The 19,596-nt window shown below is 59.3% G+C and carries 16 protein-coding genes and 5 pseudogenes; 12 read left to right on the plus strand and 9 right to left on the minus strand.

The window, feature by feature from the left end:
* Positions 1-623: 623 nt before the first annotated feature.
* Both AC56QQ_RS32065 and AC56QQ_RS32070 read left to right on the plus strand, forming a co-directional pair.
* Positions 624-953, plus strand: coding sequence for a relaxase/mobilization nuclease domain-containing protein (locus tag AC56QQ_RS32065; protein ID WP_497100494.1), 330 nt, complete (start codon positions 624-626; stop codon positions 951-953).
* 41 nt (positions 954-994) lie between these two features.
* Complete coding sequence (locus AC56QQ_RS32070) at positions 995-1,156, plus strand: hypothetical protein (RefSeq protein WP_497100493.1); 162 nt, start codon at positions 995-997, stop codon at positions 1,154-1,156.
* A 279-nt stretch (positions 1,157-1,435) separates the two neighbouring features.
* On the opposite strand, the gene AC56QQ_RS32075 is transcribed toward AC56QQ_RS32070, so the two are convergent.
* Entirely contained in the window at positions 1,436-1,783 is a 348-nt protein-coding gene (locus AC56QQ_RS32075) for a hypothetical protein (RefSeq protein ID WP_497124683.1), read from the minus strand.
* Between the two features lie 311 nt (positions 1,784-2,094).
* Here AC56QQ_RS32075 and AC56QQ_RS32080 point away from each other — a divergent pair, with 311 nt between their 5' ends.
* The 3 genes from AC56QQ_RS32080 (at position 2,095) to groL (ending at position 5,657) form a co-directional block, all read left to right on the plus strand.
* Positions 2,095-3,222: a TlpA disulfide reductase family protein gene (locus AC56QQ_RS32080; protein WP_497124685.1), complete on the plus strand. Its 1,128-nt coding sequence runs from the start codon at positions 2,095-2,097 to the stop codon at positions 3,220-3,222.
* A 410-nt stretch (positions 3,223-3,632) separates the two neighbouring features.
* Positions 3,633-3,929 carry a co-chaperone GroES gene (groES, locus tag AC56QQ_RS32085; RefSeq protein ID WP_489859639.1) on the plus strand — a complete coding sequence of 99 codons (297 nt, stop codon included), beginning with the start codon at positions 3,633-3,635 and terminating at the stop codon, positions 3,927-3,929.
* Positions 3,930-3,992: 63 nt separating this feature from the next.
* Positions 3,993-5,657 carry a chaperonin GroEL gene (gene groL, locus AC56QQ_RS32090; protein ID WP_497124686.1) on the plus strand — a complete coding sequence of 555 codons (1,665 nt, stop codon included), beginning with the start codon at positions 3,993-3,995 and terminating at the stop codon, positions 5,655-5,657.
* A gap of 156 nt (positions 5,658-5,813) precedes the next feature.
* Here the strand turns inward: groL and AC56QQ_RS32095 are convergent, their stop codons facing one another.
* Positions 5,814-6,344: a T4SS efffector SepA family protein gene (locus AC56QQ_RS32095; protein WP_497100490.1), complete on the minus strand. Its 531-nt coding sequence runs from the start codon at positions 6,342-6,344 to the stop codon at positions 5,814-5,816.
* A gap of 125 nt (positions 6,345-6,469) precedes the next feature.
* On the opposite strand from AC56QQ_RS32095, the gene AC56QQ_RS32100 reads away from it, so the two are divergent.
* Positions 6,470-6,856 (plus strand): hypothetical protein, encoded by a 387-nt coding sequence (locus tag AC56QQ_RS32100; RefSeq protein ID WP_497124687.1) that lies wholly within the window; start codon positions 6,470-6,472, stop codon positions 6,854-6,856.
* Between the two features lies 1 nt (position 6,857).
* Here the strand turns inward: AC56QQ_RS32100 and AC56QQ_RS32105 are convergent, their stop codons facing one another.
* On the minus strand, positions 6,858-7,058 hold the full coding sequence (locus AC56QQ_RS32105) for a hypothetical protein (protein WP_497100488.1): 201 nt from the start codon (positions 7,056-7,058) through the stop codon (positions 6,858-6,860).
* A 251-nt stretch (positions 7,059-7,309) separates the two neighbouring features.
* Here AC56QQ_RS32105 and AC56QQ_RS32110 point away from each other — a divergent pair.
* Both AC56QQ_RS32110 and AC56QQ_RS32115 read left to right on the plus strand, forming a co-directional pair.
* A pseudogene (locus AC56QQ_RS32110) lies at positions 7,310-7,832 on the plus strand (hypothetical protein); the annotation flags it as partial.
* A gap of 32 nt (positions 7,833-7,864) precedes the next feature.
* A complete protein-coding gene (locus tag AC56QQ_RS32115; RefSeq protein WP_497100487.1) occupies positions 7,865-8,206 on the plus strand; it encodes a hypothetical protein in 342 nt (113 codons plus the stop codon).
* Positions 8,207-8,761: 555 nt separating this feature from the next.
* Here the strand turns inward: AC56QQ_RS32115 and AC56QQ_RS32120 are convergent.
* Together AC56QQ_RS32120 and AC56QQ_RS32125 are read right to left on the minus strand one after the other, a co-directional pair.
* A complete protein-coding gene (locus AC56QQ_RS32120) occupies positions 8,762-9,277 on the minus strand; it encodes a DUF2285 domain-containing protein (RefSeq protein ID WP_497101047.1) in 516 nt (171 codons plus the stop codon).
* 115 nt (positions 9,278-9,392) lie between these two features.
* Positions 9,393-9,569, minus strand: a pseudogene (locus tag AC56QQ_RS32125) (transcriptional regulator domain-containing protein); the annotation flags it as partial.
* A 1,252-nt stretch (positions 9,570-10,821) separates the two neighbouring features.
* Between AC56QQ_RS32125 and AC56QQ_RS32130 the strand changes: the two are divergent.
* Entirely contained in the window at positions 10,822-12,948 is a 2,127-nt protein-coding gene (locus AC56QQ_RS32130) for a prolyl oligopeptidase family serine peptidase (protein ID WP_497124688.1), read from the plus strand.
* A 143-nt stretch (positions 12,949-13,091) separates the two neighbouring features.
* A pseudogene (locus AC56QQ_RS32135) lies at positions 13,092-13,373 on the plus strand (OmpW/AlkL family protein); the annotation flags it as partial.
* Positions 13,374-13,780: 407 nt separating this feature from the next.
* Here the strand turns inward: AC56QQ_RS32135 and AC56QQ_RS32140 are convergent.
* Both AC56QQ_RS32140 and glmS read right to left on the minus strand, forming a co-directional pair.
* Positions 13,781-14,191: pseudogene (locus AC56QQ_RS32140) on the minus strand (OmpW/AlkL family protein); the annotation flags it as partial.
* A gap of 500 nt (positions 14,192-14,691) precedes the next feature.
* Positions 14,692-16,168: pseudogene (glmS, locus tag AC56QQ_RS32145) on the minus strand (glutamine--fructose-6-phosphate transaminase (isomerizing)); the annotation flags it as partial.
* 473 nt (positions 16,169-16,641) lie between these two features.
* On the opposite strand from glmS, the gene AC56QQ_RS32150 reads away from it, so the two are divergent.
* Together AC56QQ_RS32150 and AC56QQ_RS32155 are read left to right on the plus strand one after the other, a co-directional pair.
* Positions 16,642-16,872 carry a hypothetical protein gene (locus tag AC56QQ_RS32150; RefSeq protein ID WP_497100485.1) on the plus strand — a complete coding sequence of 77 codons (231 nt, stop codon included), beginning with the start codon at positions 16,642-16,644 and terminating at the stop codon, positions 16,870-16,872.
* A gap of 45 nt (positions 16,873-16,917) precedes the next feature.
* Positions 16,918-17,046: a hypothetical protein gene (locus AC56QQ_RS32155; protein ID WP_497124689.1), complete on the plus strand. Its 129-nt coding sequence runs from the start codon at positions 16,918-16,920 to the stop codon at positions 17,044-17,046.
* 131 nt (positions 17,047-17,177) lie between these two features.
* On the opposite strand, the gene AC56QQ_RS32160 is transcribed toward AC56QQ_RS32155, so the two are convergent.
* Together AC56QQ_RS32160 and AC56QQ_RS32165 are read right to left on the minus strand one after the other, a co-directional pair.
* The gene (locus AC56QQ_RS32160) at positions 17,178-17,924 is read right to left on the minus strand and encodes a LuxR family transcriptional regulator (RefSeq protein WP_497100484.1); all 747 of its coding nucleotides are present in this window, start codon (positions 17,922-17,924) and stop codon (positions 17,178-17,180) included.
* 426 nt (positions 17,925-18,350) lie between these two features.
* Positions 18,351-19,364, minus strand: coding sequence for a 1-aminocyclopropane-1-carboxylate deaminase (locus AC56QQ_RS32165; RefSeq protein ID WP_497100483.1), 1,014 nt, complete (start codon positions 19,362-19,364; stop codon positions 18,351-18,353).
* Positions 19,365-19,596 lie beyond the last annotated feature (232 nt).

A 19,596-nucleotide genomic window follows, 5' to 3' on the forward strand; every position in this document is an offset into this window, starting at 1 on the left:
CGGCGACTTCAACGCAGTGGCGCCTGGCATCGATGCGTCAGATTACGTCATCCGCGTGGCGTACGCGCTCTCATGGTCTTGGCGCTTCGGGACCGTGCGGTGGCCACGCTTTCTGGCGGCGCGAAGCCCGTGATCCCGTGTCCAAAAACTGACAGCGGCAGACAAAGTGTCAGGTTCACGGCAACACGGGACGAGGGTGTCTCGCCTTGTTGCCGGACAACGAAGCCAAAGCTTCCGAAGGTTTGGGCCGGACAAGGTAAAATAAGATGAGCGCGGACGGTAAAAAAAACGCGGTGTATCTGGCGTCTCAAATGCACGGAATATTGCATTCCGCTATGGTGGTCGCCCTTCAAATTTCAGCTTGGCGATAGGGCACACGACTCATCCGCGTCTGGGTGGTTCGCCGTTCCTTAACGCTATGATCCTGGGGCAAATGCTGCCAGGATTTAAACCAAGTCAACGTATGTTGAAGGCTGCGGACGCTTGTATTGAGGTATGCCCCGTTCTTGGTGCGCCTTTCCAGTGAAAGAAGCGGAAAAACCGCAAATGACTTGGCTCCGATTGTAGGCGGGCTGTGCCGCCCTTCTTCTTCGACATCTTCTCGTACTCCCTGGAATGGAACAGTGATTGGCGTCCAGAACAATGATATCGGACCGTCCAGCATCGAGTGGCTTGCGCCGGATGGCGCTCCCCGGCCCCTCGCGAGCGGCGCGCACGGCGGCCGGCCTGACGGCTCACAAACCGTATACGCGCGCAAGGACGGCCGCGAGCACTGCCACATCGTCTGGTCATGCATCGACTGGCAGAGCGAGAAGGCGGTCCATCTCGCTTTCGATCATGAAAAGCTCATGATGGTCAGCCGCGAGTTCGCGCGCGATCATGGCCTTCATCTGCCGGACGGGTACAAGCGTGATCGTTCCGATGATAAGCGCCGCCCGCAGTCTTTTTATTAGAGCCGGCAGGAGCCCTGACCGGGCTCTCGAAGGAAGAGCGTATGATCATGATCACGCAGGCCTTCCGGCAGAGCGACAATGCGCGCTCGTTTGTCCGGGCGCTCGAAGCTAGGGACTATGTGCTCGCGACAGGGCGGGTGGAGCGACGGGCGCTGGCGCAGAGCCTTTCGCATAGGGCAGCGCGAGCGACGGTCGCGGATTGAAGGTGGTGGCGAACTCGGCCGGTGTCTGGCCAGGCGATTTGGGAGTGCGGCCGCGCGGTGTTGCAGTCGCGCGCCCAGGGCGATGGCGACGCGCGCCGTGCGCAATGTAATGCCATTCGACCGGTTCTGACTCGCCGGGAGAGGATGGCGTTCGAGATGAACTCACTGGCATTGTCGCTGACCAGTGATGAGCCGGTCCAATTCGCGGGCAACCGAGCGCCCTCTCGACCGTACTGAATAGCGCGCCTTTGCCATACCGGCGGATTAGCGCGGCCGACCTTACTTCGGCAGAAGCGAGCAATTTCTGCACCAGGCGCGCAACGTATGCCACTCCTTCAGATCGCCCAGCGATACGTCTGGGCCTGCATGTATGCTGCCTTCGATGATGGCGTGCGGCGACACTTTCGGCTCGCCGGGTGTGATGATCGTCTTCTGCGCCTTGACCCACTCGGGGACATTGCCGTTCGGCCGTCCCGACCAAGGCCAAAGCCTCGCGCCGTTTTCCGCTCCCGGGCCGAGCTTGAACGTCTCGTCGATGATGTTCTGGCGTGCGGCGAACTCAACGCCCAGGCGCTTGGCCTCGATGCATGACACGACGTGATGCGGCGGTGTCGCACGGGTTCTCACGGTTTGGCGCTTCAGGATCGTGCGGATGGGACCACGCTTTTCTGGCAGCGCGAAAGCAACGGGCAATGCGTGTCCAAAACCTGACAGAGGCAGAAACTTGTCAGGTTCTTTACAACCGCCATCCGGGCACTGCGGAGGCTTTTCAAAGCATATTCATGGGGTTACTGCGCGCTGAGCGCGCTGGCACAGCTTTTGCGCTCTTAAGGGCGACTGCACGCGATGGGCAAGACGAGCGATGCTCTCTCCTGAATCCGTGTGCCGTCTCTGAGCGGGAACAAGCTCGCGCAGAAAGCAAGCTCTGGAGACCTACATTGGCGGAATTATGGATCGAGTCCCCGGCTCCTTCGATTAAAGTCGAGACCTGGCTGCGTGGCGAGCCGCTCACCAGCTTCGAGCCCGGAAAACTGTACATCGTCGAATTTTGGAGAACTACGTTCGGCCCATGTGTGGACGCGATGCCCCATCTTATGCAGCTGCAGGAGAAATACAGGGAGAGTGGCGTTGAGATCGTCGCAGTCGCGGCATATGAACGCGCTCCCACGGCCGATGAGGCCCGAAGCAATCTGGACGCGTGGTTGACCGAAAAGTTCCCGAATCTGAACTATCGGATGGCGTTCGACTCCTCAGGCGAAATGGACAAGCTTTGGATGGAGCCCAGCTTTTCTTTCACGATTCCCACCAGTTTCGTGGTCGACCGAGACGGCCACATCGCCTTTATTGGTGAACCGACGGAACTCGATGAGGTTTTGCCGAGGGTGCTCAACGGCAGCTGGCGCACCAGCGATCAAGCGAAAGCCGTCGCGACCAAGCGGATCGCGAAAGGCGAAACCGAAGCGCGCGAACGAGCGCTGAAGAAGCCGATCAGGGACAAATTTCAGGCGGCGGTGGAGAAAGGGGATTGGAAGACGGCGCTCTCGGCGATCGAAGAGGGCATCACCTTGTTGCCCGACAACCTCAATTTCCGCCAGTCTCAGGTGACTCTGTTGCTTCACAAAATGCGCGACATGGAGGCCGGCTTGCCCGCAATGCGCCAATTCGTTCGCGATGCGATCGATAGAAACTCCGAACATTGGATGATTGAGGCGCTAGATCAACTCTTCACGCCGGGCTTTGATTATTCCGGCTTTCCGTCTGCTGAGCGCTTCGCGATGGGCGAAGAGCTGTCCAAACACATCGTGGCACTGCCACAAGGCGACGGCTATAAGTTCGTGTCTTATCCGATGGTCGCTCAGTACTATCATGAGAGCGGCAACAAAGCACGCGCCATCGAGTTGGTCGAGCAGGCACTGAAAGCGCTGGAGGGTCCGGAGCCTATCTCGAACGAACTGAAACAGCACCTTCTACCGGAGTTGCTGCAGGCTCTGGCCAACTACAAGGGTGAGAAGGTTTGTCACGGCGCTCTCTGTGTGGCTCCGCAAAAGGACTCTCCCAAAAGCTGAAAGGGGCGGCCAAGGAGGAAACCAAAGAAGGGGCGAGAGTCGAAATGCCTTAGTGGTCAATTCGTCCACTTCCCTGGCGTGGTTGTGCAAATAGCCGGCCCAGGCGTCCAGCCCAGCCTCGCCGTCATCCGAAAACACGTGACCGACTAAGGAGAAGACGTTCCCTGATCACCTCACCAAAACATACTGCCGCTGCGGGTCTCCCGGACCCGTCAAAGATGGCACTGGAGTAAGGCTTGGCAACATGAAGAAGGTTACTCAGCCAGCTCGGGCGCTGCCCACCGATCCACCTGCTCACAAAGGCCGGGAAGACGGGGGACGCAGCCGACCGCCTATCTCAGCGCCACGATAGCACTCGCACGCTCCGGCAACGGACAGCCGTCCAACCTCCGCACCAGGAACATCCCAAAATGGCAAACTTGAATTTCCGCCCGCTTCATGACCGCGTGGTCGTTCGCCGGGTCGAATCCGAATCCAAGACCGCCGGCGGGATCATCATCCCGGATACGGCGAAGGAAAAGCCGCAGGAAGGCGAGATCATCGCCGTTGGTTCCGGCGCACGCGACGAAGCCGGCAAGCTCGTCCCGCTGGACGTCAAGGCTGGCGACCGCATCCTGTTCGGCAAGTGGTCGGGCACCGAAGTCAAGCTCAATGGCGAAGACCTTCTGATCATGAAGGAATCCGACATCATGGGCATCATCGGCTGAATCTCGGCCTCACCGTCAACTGAATTTTCGGGCTCAATCCGAGCCCCTGCCAGGAGCTAAAACATGGCTGCCAAAGACGTAAAATTCTCCCGCGACGCCCGCGAGCGCATGCTGCGCGGCGTCAACATCCTCGCCGACGCGGTGAAGGTCACGCTCGGCCCCAAGGGTCGCAACGTCGTCATCGACAAGTCGTTCGGCGCCCCGCGCATCACCAAGGACGGCGTCACCGTCGCCAAGGAAATCGAGCTTGAAGACAAGTTCGAGAACATGGGCGCGCAGATGGTCCGCGAAGTTGCTTCGAAGACCAACGACATCGCCGGCGACGGCACCACGACCGCGACCGTTCTGGCGCAGTCGATCGTCCAGGAAGGCCACAAGGCGGTTGCCGCCGGCATGAACCCGATGGACCTGAAGCGTGGCATCGACCTCGCCGTTGCCGACGTCGTCGCGACGCTGATCAAGAACGCCAAGAAGATCAAGACCTCGGAAGAAGTTGCCCAGGTCGGCACCATCGCCGGCAATGGCGATGCTTCGGTTGGCTCGATGATCGCGGAAGCGATGCAGAAGGTCGGCAATGAGGGCGTCATCACGGTCGAGGAAGCCAAGACCGCCGAGACCGAACTCGAAGTCGTCGAAGGCATGCAGTTCGACCGCGGCTACCTCTCGCCCTACTTCGTCACCAACGCCGACAAGATGGTTGCGGATCTGGAAGACGCCTACATCCTTCTCCACGAGAAGAAGCTCTCCAACCTGCAGGCCATGCTGCCAATCCTCGAGGCTGTCGTGCAGACCTCGAAGCCGCTGGTCATCATCTCGGAAGACGTCGAAGGCGAGGCTCTGGCCACGCTCGTCGTCAACAAGCTGCGTGGCGGTCTGAAGATCGCCGCCGTCAAGGCGCCGGGCTTCGGTGATCGCCGCAAGGCCATGCTGGAAGACATCGCCATCCTCACCGGTGGCCAGGTCATTTCCGAAGACCTCGGCATCAAGCTCGAGAATGTCGGCCTCAACATGCTCGGCCGCGCCAAGAAGGTGTCGATCTCCAAGGAGAACACCACCATCGTCGACGGCGCCGGCAAGAAGGCTGAGATCCAGGGCCGCGTTGCCCAGATCAAGCAGCAGATCGAGGAGACCACCTCGGACTACGACAAGGAGAAGCTGCAGGAACGTCTCGCCAAGCTGGCGGGCGGCGTTGCCGTCATCCGCGTCGGCGGTGCGACCGAGATCGAAGTCAAGGAAAAGAAGGACCGCGTCGATGACGCCCTCAACGCGACCCGCGCGGCCGTCGAAGAAGGCATCGTTCCCGGCGGCGGCGTCGCTCTCTTGCGCGCTTCGCTGAACATCAAGGCAACTGGCGCCAATTCCGACCAGACCGCTGGCATCAACATCGTCCGTCGCGCTCTGCAGGCTCCGGCCCGCCAGATCGCTGCGAACGCCGGTGCGGAAGCATCGATCGTTGCCGGCAAGATCCTTGAGAACAAGGGCGCGACCTTCGGCTACAACGCCCAGACCGGCGAATATGGCGACATGATCGCCATGGGTATCGTCGATCCGGTCAAGGTCGTTCGCACCGCTCTCCAGGACGCGGCCTCGGTCGCCGGCCTGCTCGTCACCACCGAAGCCATGATCGCGGAGGCTCCGAAGAAGGAGTCGGCTGGCGGCGGCATGCCTGGCGGCATGGGCGGCGGCGGCATGGGCGGCATGGGCGGCATGGGCGGTATGGATTTTTAAGGTCCACGCACCTCAACAATCTCGATGGGCGGCAGTGATGCCGCCTTTCTGTGACGCGGAGCCAAGCCGGAGGCAAGAACGGAGGAAGGACGATGATGCATGTTTCACCTGTGACGACGGAGCAGACCGCCCCCGCGCAGACGAAAGCCGTCGCCGTCAAACGCGCTGCGGAGCTTTTGGATTCTGGCGCCACCAAAACTCGACCGTGACCGGAATGTGCCACTTCTTGGCAAGGCGTTCGACCTCTTTCCATGCACCGGAAGCCGACTGGCCCTGCACCGAAATGCCCAGGTACGGATGGTATTTGAATCCCTCATCCTCAAACTGAACGGCCTTGGCTGGAACTCCCAACTCGCGAGTAAGCTTGTCGCCCTCCAATCCCTTTGCCTTCAGTTGGGCGACCATTGTCAGCAGGATGGACGACCACCTCGGGCTCGGCACCGCCTTCCCATTGATCGTCGCCGACAACGGCTTCTTGAAAGCCAGACCGGGCGCCACGTCGAACTGCATGGCGCCTCCCTCCGGGACAACGGCTTCGTCGGGCTCATCGTCGCGCTCCAGGCCGAGCTGATCCATCGCCTCCTTCACGACACGATCTAGCGTATCGGCGGGCGTTTTCGTGCCGAACCAACTTGCGATGAGCTTTAGATCGGCAAAGGTGGCATTTATTCTCACTACGGGCATCATGCGCTTCTCCCGAGTTTCGATAGCCGATATGTTACATATCTAAGTCGCAAAATGTTACCTATCCCATTGTACTGGCCGATTTCACTACAATCACGGCTTTCAGCATTCGCTGAACGAGATGGCTTATGCTATTTCAAGCGATATGCCATTTTCAACAAATGTTGAAAACTTCTGAATCGATGAAAAACCTGGAACAGCAGGCGGCAGGCGCGCTCGCCGCGCTTCTACAGCGCGTGCCGGCGCTTGTCATCGACCATATCCAGATCGAGCCCGTCGGCGGCCCCGACCGCGGCGTCGATATCCTGGCGCATGTGGTCGTTGCTGATCGCCGGCATACGCTGGTCTGTGAGGTCACGTCGAGCGGCCAGCCCCGCTATGTTCGTATGGGATTGCTCCAACTGCGTAACTACGCTGCCCATTTCGATGGGAGTGCAATACCGATCTTTGTCGCGCCGTACCTCTCTCTCAGAGGCTCAGGCGTTGTGCAGCGACTACCAGGTGGGATTTCTTGATCTAGCTGGCAACGCCAACATCATCTTTGATGGCATCTTCATAGAGCGGCATGTCGAAAGCAAGCCAAGCGCGGAACGAAGGGAACTCAAATCCTTTTTCAAACCCAAATCTGCCCAGGTGCTGCGCTCGTTGCTGCGAAATCCGGACAGGCCATGGCGCGTTGCTAAACTCGCCGAAGCTTCGGCGGTCAGCCTGGGCCATGTCGGTAATGTCCGCCCTTAGCGCGAGGACGGAAGCCGGACTAGCGATCCTCGCGTCATTCTCGGCAGCGCAATGGTTGTCGCCATACGGGCGAAGTGGCACGCAGTACTTTATGCCGACGACGACGGGCTCGCACGGCTGACCGATGCAATGAAGCTGTCTTCGGCATCCAAAGGTGAAAATGTGCTGGTCACATTGCCCAAGGACATCGGCGTTTTCCGGGATGCCATCGAGCCCGTGCCGGGCATTATGTGCACCGGGCCCGTGCAAACGTATCTCGATCTGGCGACCGCAGGTCGCTGTGGGACCAAGCGGCCTTGGCCGACTGGAAATCGCCGGCGTCGGACGGGCCTGCTGCGACCAAATTCCCATCCGACTTTTGGCTTATTGGTTTGGGCCATCTCGGCCAGGCTTTCCTCTGGACGATAGGACTGTTGCCATTCGCCGACTCGGCCGATGTCCGGATGTTTCTTCAGGACGTCGACTGGCTGGACGGTCAACCCAAAGTACATCAGTGCTTACCTTTGCGACCGACGAAGGTAGGTTGAAGACGCGGATCGGTGCTGATTGGGCCGAAGCTCGCGGCTTCCGCACCAAGCTGATCGAGCGAAGGTTTGCCGCTGATTTTCGCATCGCTCACGATGAACCGCTGCTGGGCTGTGTGGCGTTGATAATCCGCAGGCGCGGGCAATCCTCGAAGGGGCAGGTTTTGCGACCGTGTTTGAGGCGGGCCTTGGAAGCGGCGTTGAAGATTTCCGTCTGATCAGGACGCACAGCTTTCCGGCACCGATCAAGGCTTTGGAGATATGGGCAGACGAGCAAGGGGAGAGAACTACGTTCGTGATGACGACAAAAGGCCGGCTGCATACGTCGATCTACGTGATAGAGGCACCCTTGACGAGTGCGGTCTCACCATGTTGGCGAAAGTGGCTGTGGGGGGCCCGTTCGTTGGAATGGTGGCTGCCGCCGTTCTGATTTCTCAGACAATCCGAATGGTCTCGGATGGCATGCGCATGGCCGTTTTCAACCTGGATGTTCGGGCACCACAGTATCGAAGCCTCGCATGGCGTGAAAAGCCGGATATCGTTGTGTACGGCACGGCTGCATCGAAGGAAAATGGCAGTGCTAGCACAACTGTCTCTGATTGAACGTCAGGGTATGCCCTGAGGTGACCTAACGCCCTGCCGCGAGGCCCATGTAACATCTTGGTTAACATCGACCATTTATGACAGAGTAACCTCGGGCCTAAACCTTTAGGTGACGTCGCATGAGCCGGATTGGGTCGCCCGCGTCATTGCGCCACCCTATAATTTGAAGTCCTGAAACGCGAGTAGGTTTGAAGACGCATGCCCGGCAGGAGACTGAGCTCGCTGCCGGGCCGGGTACGCCTTGGGAGGTGGCGTAAGTCAGCGACTTTCGTGGCGGCGGAACCACTCAGTCCGCGCGTTTTGCTGAATAGCGTGCATGTACCGTGCCAAAGCAAAAGCGCTTAAAAAACAACCGATGCGTCAGCTTCCACTTCGTTATGTACATGACATTGTCGGTTATCGGACAACACCGAACGTGCCTCTCGGCCTCGAGCGACGCCTGAACAAGAGCGCCCGCAAGGCCGTTCGCTGCCATGTCGACTGGGCGCACTCTGGGTAACCGGGTTTAAGCTCCGAACTGTTCGCCGGCTGACGCACAGGGCGGACTGTCACTTTTCAAGTGAGGAAATCTCTATACCCTCCATCCATGAGGGCGAGGGCGCGAGAGACGGCGCGGCGAATGCGGTCGCGCAGATGATCGCGAGGATCCCTCCAGTCGGCATGGACGCGCCGTTGACCGATCAGAGCTTCGGCGAGCTCGCGATGTGACGCCCCAGCAAGTGAACCGTCGAGCGCACGAAGAACGAAGGTCAAACGGGCACCGCGTCTTTCCGGCGGAAACAAGCGGGCAGGCAGACGTTGACCCACACTTAGAGCATTGAGGCACTCAATCGCCCTCAGGCGATGCTTCAAAAGCTTCGCGGGCCAGATTGCCTCGGTACGGAGGCAGACAGGGTGCAAGATCTCTGCGCCAGAGACGGCGAGCTGGAGCGTATGCTCTGAATCGCGAAGGATAACATACTGGCGCTTGTCGGGCGCCAGCAAGACCGTAGCAGCACATGACAATGCCGAGAGCTCGAACGGCGATGTCGCCGAGGATGCGGACAGCTGTTCTGCAATGACCGGCAGCACATGGACGCACCAGAGCGGAGACCAGAATACGAGCGAATTGCGCCCATAAGACTCGGCGAAACAGGACACCCCAACGTGACAGGTCACCGGCCGACGCGACCACGTCGAGAATGGGTCGGTATGACAAAGTATTGGCCTGCTGGCGCGCTGCTACCAGATCACGCTGGAATGCTGGATTGCGGCGTAAGAACTCCCAGGCCCACTCGCGCGGCGTCAGACCTGAGGTGTAATCGTATGATCTTTCATCGCGCCAATCAGGCTCGTCCGCGCCAGTCACGAGAACTGTAGGCATGACTGTGCTCCCCTGCCCGCCCCCACGGACCTCGAAGCATCATGCCACCTGGCAAGGCACCGGCGCTGAAGGCACCAGACCTCGAGCACGCCATTTCGTCGAAGCGTGTGCCATTGGCACCTTGGAGGGCAGAAGGCGCGCGCAATAGCATCCAGGCCGTCGAACTCGCACAGCGACAGCCACCGCGGCCTGTGCACGCCAACGCAATTAATTTCATGTCCGTGATCGGCTCGTGCATCCCGTCCCAGACGTTCCTTGAAGGGGCAGTGGGCGTCGCGTTGGATTGCACGCTGGTGGTGGGCAAGTCGTCGTAGCGCCGGGGCTATAAGCTCAGTCATCGGGAGGTCTCCTCGGGAATTTCCCCATTGGAGGCCAAGTTCCGCGCTATGGCAGCCTGTATAGTTGTACACGTGAAGCCGACTGGTCAGTGGGTCGCAAAACGAACCGGCGAGGCGCGCAAATCGTTGCCTTCGGTGGTGCTCACGCCGAGCTTTCTTTGCGGACGGTATGGAGATGGAGCGCGGCCAGACTCCGCTTGCCCTGCTGCAGCCGATTTCCCAGGCAGACTTGCGCCCGCACTGTCCCTGTTGCTGCGGCCTACCAATGCGTGGCGTCAGGAAGACATCGTCGACCACTAGCCGTCTCGCCGAGATACTACGCCGAGCCTGAGCTCCCACCTCTCATGAACCCTCGTATCGCATATCGGAGGGCGGCCGACATCAGCCCAAGTTGCCATAGGGGCCAGTCACATGCGTTCGCGCGAATGCAGCTTGCTGGCTTGATCGACAGACGTCAAGAATGCAATCAAGGGAACGGTGCAGGCCAAGATTGCGGCAGGGCTTGGACAACCATCAGGTCGCCCAAGCGGCGCCCAGTCCCTTTCCTCGAATCTCCGGTTTTTTGCCGCTGGCGGTGTGTAGACCACAGCCGCAGCCGGCCCTGCTTGAGTTCTGCACGGCGTCAGCTATCGCGCCGGAGGTTGATCCGGTGATTACAGGGTACGCTCGTTGTCGCATTCGCGACGATGTCTGACTTCTGACACGGCGCTGCCAGAGTGATCGCATTGTTCCGTAAGATTTTCCCGGTTGGCACGACGATTGCGGTCCTGTGCGCAAAAGCACTGCGACGCCACACCGACTGGGAAGAATTCATCCATGATCACGCTTTTCGAACATGCGGGTGCCGCCGCCAACACTAAGCGTTCCCGAGCAGACGGAAGCCATTGCGCTTTCATTTCTCTGGTTGTGCGGACATGACTGAATTCGATTTCCGCCCAACACTGAATGCACCCGACGATGACCCCCGTCTTTGGCTTGAAGATGTAGAAGGTGAACGGGCACTTGCGTGGACCGCCAGCCAGTCGGCAAAGACCCTGAAGGACTTCGGTGGAACGCAGTTCGAGCGCGACCGAGCGGCACTGACGGCGATTTTCGACCGTTCCGACAGGATACCCCTAGTCACGCGCCGCGGTCAGTATCTCTACAATTTCTGGCAGGATGCCGGAAATCCCCGCGGGCTGTGGCGCCGGACCACCCTTTCCGTCTACATGAAGGCGGATCCCCAGTGGGAGCTACTGCTCGATCTGGACTTCCTCGCCGCGAGAGACGGAGAGGACTGGATCTGGGGCGGCGCGTTGATCGAGCCCGAGAGACGGGAACGAGCCGTTCTGCGCCTGTCGCGCGGCGGCAGCGACGCGGTCGTGCATCGCGAATTCGACTTGAGCTCTCTGAACTTTGTCGCCGACGGTTTCAGTCTCCCGGAGGCCAAGGGCAGCATTGATTGGCTCGACTCCAACACGCTTCTGCTTTCCAGTGCGCTTGGTGATGGCATGGCCACCCGCTCCGGCTACGCGCGCACCGTGCGACTGTGGGAGCGTGGCGCGGATCCCCTGACGGCCCCAGTAATCTTCGAGACCGGTTCCGAAACCATCGGTGTGTCTGGCCATCTGGACCGCACCGCCGAGAGCGAGCGTCTATGGTTTGTCGAGCAGCTGGCCTGCTTGGAGAAGATAGTCCGCATGGGCGATAGAGGCGGGCCGACGGTTGAGATCGACCTTCCTCGGGACGCCTGGTGGAATGTCTTCGGCGATTGGTTGGCGGTAAAGCCGCGCAGAGCATGGACGGTTGGCGGGACGACCTATGCCGCCGACGCGCTGATCGGCATCTCGCTTTCCTCCTTCCTGGCCGGCGAGCGCGGATTTAGTACCCTGTTTGAACCAGCCGAAAGGCGTTCCCTGCAGTCATTCTTCTGGAATGAGGGGAAGCTCATCAGTTCCTACTTCAGCAACCTCGTTCCGCGATTCGAGATGTTCACCCCCGGTCCCCAGGAATGGACGCGCCGAACCCTGGACACCGTGCCCGGCGAGGAAAGTGTTCAACTCTGGTCACTCGACGCAGAAGATCACGAGACCAATGGAGAGGTCCTGGTCTGGGCTCAGGATCCGATCACGCCGCCGCAGCTTTCCCTATTCGATCTCAATTCAGCGCCGCCTCTCAGCGCTTCACTAATCCTGAAGCGTAACCCGGAGAATTTCGACGCATCCGGACTGGTGGTCACGCGCCACGAGGCGGTCTCGATCGATGGTGAGGTGATTCCCTATACGCAGGTCGGTCCGGCTGACGGGAACGGGGATGCCCCAGTTCACCTCACCGCCTATGGCGGGTTCGGCATATCGCTCCTGCCCTCCTACAATTCCTCGCTCGGCAAGCTGTGGCTCGAACGCGGCGGCACCTGCGTGGTGGCGAACATCCGGGGCGGCGGTGAGTTCGGCACCCGTTGGCACGAGGCCGGGCGCAGGGAGGGCAAGCGTCTTGCCCATGATGATTTCGCCGCCGTTGCCGCCGACCTGGTGCGAAGGGGCATTACGCTCCCGAGGCGGATTGCCGCCGAGGGCGGCTCAAATGGCGGCCTGCTGATTGCCAACATGCTGACCCGCTACCCTGAGCACTTCGGCGCGCTGTTCTGCACAGTTCCGCTTGTCGACATGCGCCGCTACACCAAGCTCCTGGCGGGCGCGAGCTGGATCGACGAATATGGCGATCCCGACAAGGCTGACGATTGGGCTTTTCTGAAGGAAATCTCCGCCTATCACACTGCCACGCCGGGACAGCCCTATCCGCCTGTCCTGCTCGCGACCACGAAACGCGACGACCGCGTCCACCCGGGCCATGCGCGCAAGATGGCCGCAAAACTGCAGGCTCTTGGCTATCCCGCTTACTTTTACGAGCCTGTCGCAGGCGGGCACGGCTTCGGCAAGAACAATCGGGAGCGCGCTGCATTCATCAGTCTTGGCATCAATTTCCTTCGCAGCGTCATCGGCTGGCAAGCCGAAAGTATTTCATTGACGACCGGGAGGCCGGCAAAAGCAAACTACGAATGAGCGAGTAGAGGTCGATGACAGCGAGAACGGTGCAAATAATACGAGCACGGTTTGCGCAAATGCGCGCCCGCACTCTGTCGATCCCAATCAATACTGCAGGACTATAGCAGTCTACCATTTCTGAAGAGCAAGGAGATAATTTCATGGCAACAAAGCAAATGAATGTGGCGCGGGCAGCAACAGCGGCCGTTGTCCTGGTGCTGGTCGGACACCAGGCGGTCGCGGCAGACTTTTCAGAACCGTGCGACCCCGACGAGGGTCCCTTGGTCACGGAATGGCCAAGCCCCTGGCAGATCCGCCTGCGCGCGTTGGGGGTCATCACTGAGGATTCGGGCTTCGTTAATAGGGTGCCCGGCTCCGGACTTTCCTATTCGAACACGGTGACGCCCGAACTCGATATTTCGTATTTCTTCACCGACAACGTCGAAGGCTCGGCGCGCGCAGCGCTCAATGCGCCGGCGTTATGGAGACTGTCGGGCGAGTGTCGCGTTTTTCCTGCCTGCCCCGGGTGGGCCGATGATTACGGCAACATGCGGGGTGAGCGAGCGCAGGTCTGAGGCTACCGGCATGGCACACGAGTTTCTTACGTGCCGCAGATCGTCCGTGTAAGTAGCGGTTGGCCCCCATCCCGTTTAATTGGAGGCAGCCGAGTGCCTGACGAGGCAGGCAGCTCAGTGCGTTTGGGAGATGAGCACTACATCAGCCCTCCATGAGCCGGCTGTTCGGATGATCGACCCGGCTCAATTTTCTGTAGAGTATAGGGTCTGGGAAGAAAAAAGGGCGGACGAGGCGCCCTCTTTCAGTTTTGTCGTCAGCAAGCCCGGTCTTCGACTCAGAAGCGGTAGGTGACACCTGCGCCTATCAGCCAGGGATCGAGCTCCGCTTTCCCCGTCAGCTTGACGCCGGCCACGGTGACGTCGAAGTCTGGCTTTAGGAATAGCTTCTTTACGTCGAAGTTGACGCCCCAGTGCTGGTCCAACATGTAGTCGAAACCGAGCTGCAGCGCGGTGCCGAACGTGTTCTTGACCTTGAGATCATCGGCGCTGCCGGCCTGCTGATGATAAAAGATCGTGTAGTTCACGCCGGCGCCAACATAGGGCTTGAAAGCACCAAAATCGGCAAAATGGTACTGCAATGTCAGTGTGGGCGGCAGCAGCCATACCTTGCCGATATTCCCCAGGCCGCCAATCGAGCCCTGGCCTGTTATGTTGGCATAGGTGGTGCCCAGGATAAGCTCGGCGGCGTCGGCCTATCAGAGGGATCGAACAGGCTGGTCGACGAAGTCCAGCGCGAGCCAGAGCCCGAGCTCATTCTGGCGATTAAAGAGAGGTGGATTGGGGCGATGGACGGGGCAGGTTCCGCCAACATCACACCGTACCCACAAGTTGCCGACTGTATTGCCGGCAGAATGGCGACACCTTTGCATCATCGTGCCACTTTGCGAGACCCGGCGCCACCTCTATGGCGATGGCCCTAGGCCTGAAATTGGACTGCTTACCCACCGGACGATGGCTTCACCCCGTTGTTGACGTACGCATCCTATGCGCTAGGCGCCGGCAAGTACGCCTTCCGCTGAAAGAGACTTCGATGGGCCGCCCACAATGTCGTTATCGTAGCGCAATAATATCCACTGGCTGCGAACCTCGTTGTGGGTCTCCTCGAGGTCGAAGTGCCGGCGATGCGCGCTTCGTCCGGTCGAAAGTGTGTTTCCAATGGGGGGCGCCACCTCTGAGCGCATTACAATCACTCGACAGTAACTGATTTTGCGAGATTGTGCGGCTGGTCCACATCTGTGCCCATGATGACGGCTGTGTGATAGGCAAGAAGCTGTATGGGCAACGAGAAGATCATCGGCGCGATAATCTCGTCGACAACTGGCAGCACGATCGTGTGCACAGTGTCGAGCTTCGATGCGGTTGCTCCTCTTTCATCCGTGATCAGGATAATCCGCCCTCCACGGGCGGCGATTTCCTCGATATTGGAGACGGTCTTTTGAAAAAGCGAATACGGCGCGATGACAGTCACTGGCATGTTCTCGTCGATCAATGCGGTTGGGCCGTGTTTCAATTCACCCGCCGCATAGCCCTCGGCGTGGATGTAGGAAATCTCCTTGGGCTTCAGCGCACCTTCCATCGCCAGTGGGAAACTGGTGCCACGGCCGAGATACAGGACGTCATTATCGCAAGGGGCTCGATCTTTGGTTGGATGCTGTTCAGGACCTAGCCCATGATGCGCGGCATTTCGGCAAGGCTCTTGACGAGCGCCTGCACATCGCCTTCGGTTACCGTTCCGCGGGCCCGGGCGGCGCTGATGGCAAATGCGGCAAGAACGGCAAGCTGGCAGGTGAAGGCCTTAGTAGAGGCGACGCCGATCTCCGGGCCGGCAAGGATCGGGAAGATCGCGTCGGCCTCTCGAGCGATACTCGATTCAGGGGTATTGACGACGGCGCCAATTTTCAGCCCAAGCTCCTTACAGTATCTCGGTGACGCCAGCGTGTCGGCGGTTTCGCCAGACTGCGAAATGAAAAGAGCAGCAGACTGGGGCGACAACGGGATCTCGCGGTAGCGGAATTCGGACGCAACGTCGATTTCGACCGGCAGGCGAGCATAGCGCTCAAACCAGTATTTTCCGATCAGTCCGGCGAGGTAGGCGGTGCCGCAGGCAGAGATCGCCAGGCTCGGAATGCTGGCGAAATCGAAGCTGGAAACCGGATCGGCGCGATTCTCTATCAAGCCGATATAATGGGCGAGCACAGGGCAATGGCCTCCGGCTACTCATAGATTTCCTTCTCCATGAAGTGGCGATGTTTGCCCTTGTTGGCCAGATAGGCCGTGGCCATGGAGGTCTGACGCGGACGCTCTACGGGGTAGCCGTCGAAATCAAATATATCGGCACCCCTCTTGCCGATAATGGCCCAGTCACCGTCGATGAGATAGGTGACTTCATTCGTGAAGGGAGCAAGCGCGACCTCATCGGATCCCAGGAAGATCTCGCCGTCGCCGTAGCCGATTGCCAGCGGTGGCCCATTGCGCGCCGCCATGATGCTCGACGGATCATCCTAAAAAAGGATGGCGAGCCCGTAGGCGCCCTTGATGCGTTTCAGCATGGCATGCATCGCTTCGCCCTGCCCCATGCCCTCCTGGCGGTATCGGGCCAAGAGATGCGCGACGACCTCGGTGTCGGTCTGGAACTCGGCTCCCGCCGCCGCCAAGGTAAGCCTTGCAATCATCTTCAAGCGAGGAAATCTCGATATCTACGATCCATGAGGATGTGACCGCGCCCGATGGCGCGGCGGATGCAATCGCGAAGGTAGCCGCGCGGATCGTGCAATAGGCATGGGCGCATTACTGGCCCAACAAGGCCGCTGCGATTTCACGGTGCGAGGCATTGCGAGCGGGCGTCGAGCGCCTGGAGGACAAAGCGCAGGCGGCTGACACCGTGAGTCATGCGAGCATTCGGCTGACCAATCATAGGAGTCGTGCGATCCGCTGGAGCGCGTCACCACAGGCTGTGTAGCGCGGCGGTCGCGAAGCCGCTCGCGAGCGCCCTCAACAGCCGCAGCGAGCGAGCGGCTTTGCGGCGGTCATCGATGTTCCCCGGCAAAGCTCGGTTGCGGAATACCAACCTGATTTTAAAGGAACCATCGATGATCGGTAACATGACGAACCTAGGCGCACTCTCTTGGAGAGGACTGTGGATTCCGGTCTCTTGCGGGACATGATGGGCTTTCCCGCCGAGCGAGTGATGGAACCGGAGGTTGGGGCCGCCATCGGCGCCGCATATGGCGAGGCCCGAAGCTACGCGACAGTGCGACGCGCCGGCACCGTCGAACTGCGCATCCCAAGCTCAGGAATAAGCTCCGAATTTCCCCAGATCGCGTCGCACGCCGACAAGGCGCTGATCGCCGTCATCCACGAGCCCTAGATCTAATTGTCTCTCGCCCCGTTCGGTTGATGACAAGCCATGGCCATGGAGATGGACAGCAATTCCAAAAGCCGGGCCGTCTTCACCGAAACCGAGGGCCGCAAGCGTCAATTGGTGCGCCGACGCCGACAGATCCTGCCGAAGGTGCCGAAGGGGGGCGACAATTACGGATGATGTCGAGCCCGACGTGCTTGCCGATATTACTTTCTCCAAGAGAGCACCACACCAAGCTCCACGCCACCAATACACTCGAGCGCCTCAACGGCAAAATTAGGCCGCGCACCGAGCTCGACGAATCTTCCTTCTTACGGTTCGATAATTCCAAGTTTCAAAGCTTCTACAGCAGCTACCATTCTGCTGGTCACATCGAACTTCTGCATTACGTTTTTCACATGGAAATCTACGGTGTTTCGGGATCGTCCTAATATCGTCCCTATTTCTCCTGACGTTTTTCCTCTCGATACCCAAAAAATGCACTCTATTTCTTTAGGAGAGAGCTTATAAACGTGCTCCGATGCCATCGGAGTTGCGAGCTTCGTAATCCTCACATGAAACTGTACCGCGGCAAGTTGCAGGTAGGTGATCGCTCTATTTTGCAATTCGCTGTCCGACGATTGAGCAAAACTCATAAACGTGAAGCTGTCAGCGGGGCCATGCAATGGAACTGTAACGCCTGACTTCAAGCCGAACGTCGCCGCCTCATCCAGGACGCGGCGTTCATTTTCAGTTGTGCTTCCGTCGGCGTAAACTTCACTCCATCGGAAGGCCCCTACCCCCTTTCGACCTTTCTTGATGAGCGGGTCTATTTTGGCATAACCCATTTTCAAGTAGCGCTCCTGCCATTCATCAGGGTAATTCCACATCACCGCAGAGTCCGGTCGGGCCGGCTTCAAAACCCTTTGTTCTGATGCAAGCGGGCCATAGGCGATCCACGGGCAATCGAAATTCAGCGCAAACGCAGACAACAATTCGAACAACTGTTCGGATTCAGCGATATCATCAGTGGTGTCGAGGAATATGCTTAACTCGACCGCAATCCGGGGGAGTTCCATGATCTCTCCTTCAGTTGCGTTCTCATTGGGTGCGAGCTTGCTCCAGCCCAGCATCCCAACTGAGTAGTCAAGGGGAATCTGAGTCGTAGCTCTTCTCCACCTGTAGAGGGACATTCAAGAGTCGTGCCAACTTGGGCGCAAAGCTTTTCTTCAGATTGCAATGGGCTGGGGTAAAGATACTCAGGAGATGAACCGAACAGCACTTTGTCGCGGAGTGCACAATCTGACAGTGGAGCATGTGATCTGCTCCGTCACCGGCCTCGGTCTTTCGATACGGCCAACCGCCCAGGAAGGAATTGGGGTCGCGCGCCCTCTGCGCGGAACGGCTTTTGTTCACCAGATCATCGAGGTCCGCGAAATTGGCTGCGGCCTTTCCGGCTCAGCGCTGACCGACTTGGGAGGCGTCCGGGCGCGAGCTATCGCGCCTCAGCCATTGCGAAAGGTGTAGCCGTAACCGTTGATTGCGGGCGCGCCACCCAGATGGGCGTAGAGGACCCTCGACCCCTCTGGAAAGAAGCCCTTCTGGACGAGGTCGATCATCCCTTGCATCGATTTGCCCTCATAGACTGGATCGGTAATCATACCCTCGAGCCGCGCGCACAGACGGATCGCCTCCTTGGTTTCCTCGGATGGAATGCCATAACGCGGGTACGCATAGTCCTCGAGCAACACCACGTCAGCCTCGACAAGTTCCGTTCCGAGCTCGACGAGGATCGCTGTACGTTGGGCAATGCTAAGCACCTGAGCCTTGGTCTTTGCTGGAGTGGCGGATGCATCGATACCGACGACGTTGCGTTGTCGACCATCCTCAGCGAACCCGACGATCATGCCGGCATGCGTTGAACCTGTCACAGTGCAAACAACGATGTAATCGAAGGCAAGACCAAGCTGTTTCTCCTGAGCGCGCACCTCCTCGGCGAACCCCACATAGCCAAGGCCACCGTATTTGTGGACAGAGGCCCCAGCCGGTATCGCATAAGGTCTGCCGCCCCTTGCCTTGACATCATGGAGCGCTTCTTCCCAACTGTAGCGGATACCTATGTCAAAGCCCTCGTCGACCAGGCGCACCTCTGCGCCCAAGATGCGGCTCAAAAGAATGTTGCCGACCCGGTCGTAGACGACATCCTCATGTGGAACCCAGCTCTCTTGAACCAGAAGACATTTCATGCCGATCTTGGCCGCGACCGCCGCGACCATCCGGGTGTGGTTGGACTGCACGCCCCCGACGGTGACCAGCGTATCGGCATCTGACGCGATTGCATCGGGAACGATGTATTCGAGCTTGCGCAGCTTGTTTCCACCGAACGCGAGACCTGAGTTGCAGTCCTCGCGTTTAGCGTAGATCTCTACCTTGCCGCCCAGATGTTTGCCGAGGCGGTCGAGCTTCTCGATCGGCGTTGGGCCAAAGGTGAGCGGATAGCGTTCGAACTTTTCCAGCATGTTTTCTCCAGCAGAAGGCGATCCAGCCTGAACCAGCTCCGACCTCGGTAATGGTCCCTTTTTGCTGAAGCCAGCTGTGTTCTGAGATGTTGTAGAAGTGACTCATCGTCGTCGCCAGGCCTCGGTCGACCGACCCGCACGCAGGCGTGGTGCGGCGCCTCCTGTGTGCCTGCCGAACCCAACAGATTCACCCAGGATGTGGCCACCGCTGGCCAGTTCAAGCCCAATTATG

Source organism: Mesorhizobium sp. RCAM 05099 (assembly GCF_059683685.1).

Coding starts and splice junctions, on each gene's coding strand:
- AC56QQ_RS32070 (WP_497100493.1), top strand. CDS start 995: ATGATCATGATCACGCAGGCCTTCCGGCAGAGCGACAATGCGCGCTCG.
- groES (WP_489859639.1), top strand. CDS start 3,633: ATGGCAAACTTGAATTTCCGCCCGCTTCATGACCGCGTGGTCGTTCGC.
- groL (WP_497124686.1), top strand. CDS start 3,993: ATGGCTGCCAAAGACGTAAAATTCTCCCGCGACGCCCGCGAGCGCATG.
- AC56QQ_RS32095 (WP_497100490.1), bottom strand. CDS start 6,344: ATGATGCCCGTAGTGAGAATAAATGCCACCTTTGCCGATCTAAAGCTC.
- AC56QQ_RS32100 (WP_497124687.1), top strand. CDS start 6,470: ATGCTATTTCAAGCGATATGCCATTTTCAACAAATGTTGAAAACTTCT.
- AC56QQ_RS32105 (WP_497100488.1), bottom strand. CDS start 7,058: ATGGCCCAGGCTGACCGCCGAAGCTTCGGCGAGTTTAGCAACGCGCCA.
- AC56QQ_RS32115 (WP_497100487.1), top strand. CDS start 7,865: ATGGGCAGACGAGCAAGGGGAGAGAACTACGTTCGTGATGACGACAAA.
- AC56QQ_RS32130 (WP_497124688.1), top strand. CDS start 10,822: ATGACTGAATTCGATTTCCGCCCAACACTGAATGCACCCGACGATGAC.
- AC56QQ_RS32155 (WP_497124689.1), top strand. CDS start 16,918: ATGGAGATGGACAGCAATTCCAAAAGCCGGGCCGTCTTCACCGAAACC.
- AC56QQ_RS32160 (WP_497100484.1), bottom strand. CDS start 17,924: ATGGAACTCCCCCGGATTGCGGTCGAGTTAAGCATATTCCTCGACACC.
- AC56QQ_RS32165 (WP_497100483.1), bottom strand. CDS start 19,364: ATGCTGGAAAAGTTCGAACGCTATCCGCTCACCTTTGGCCCAACGCCG.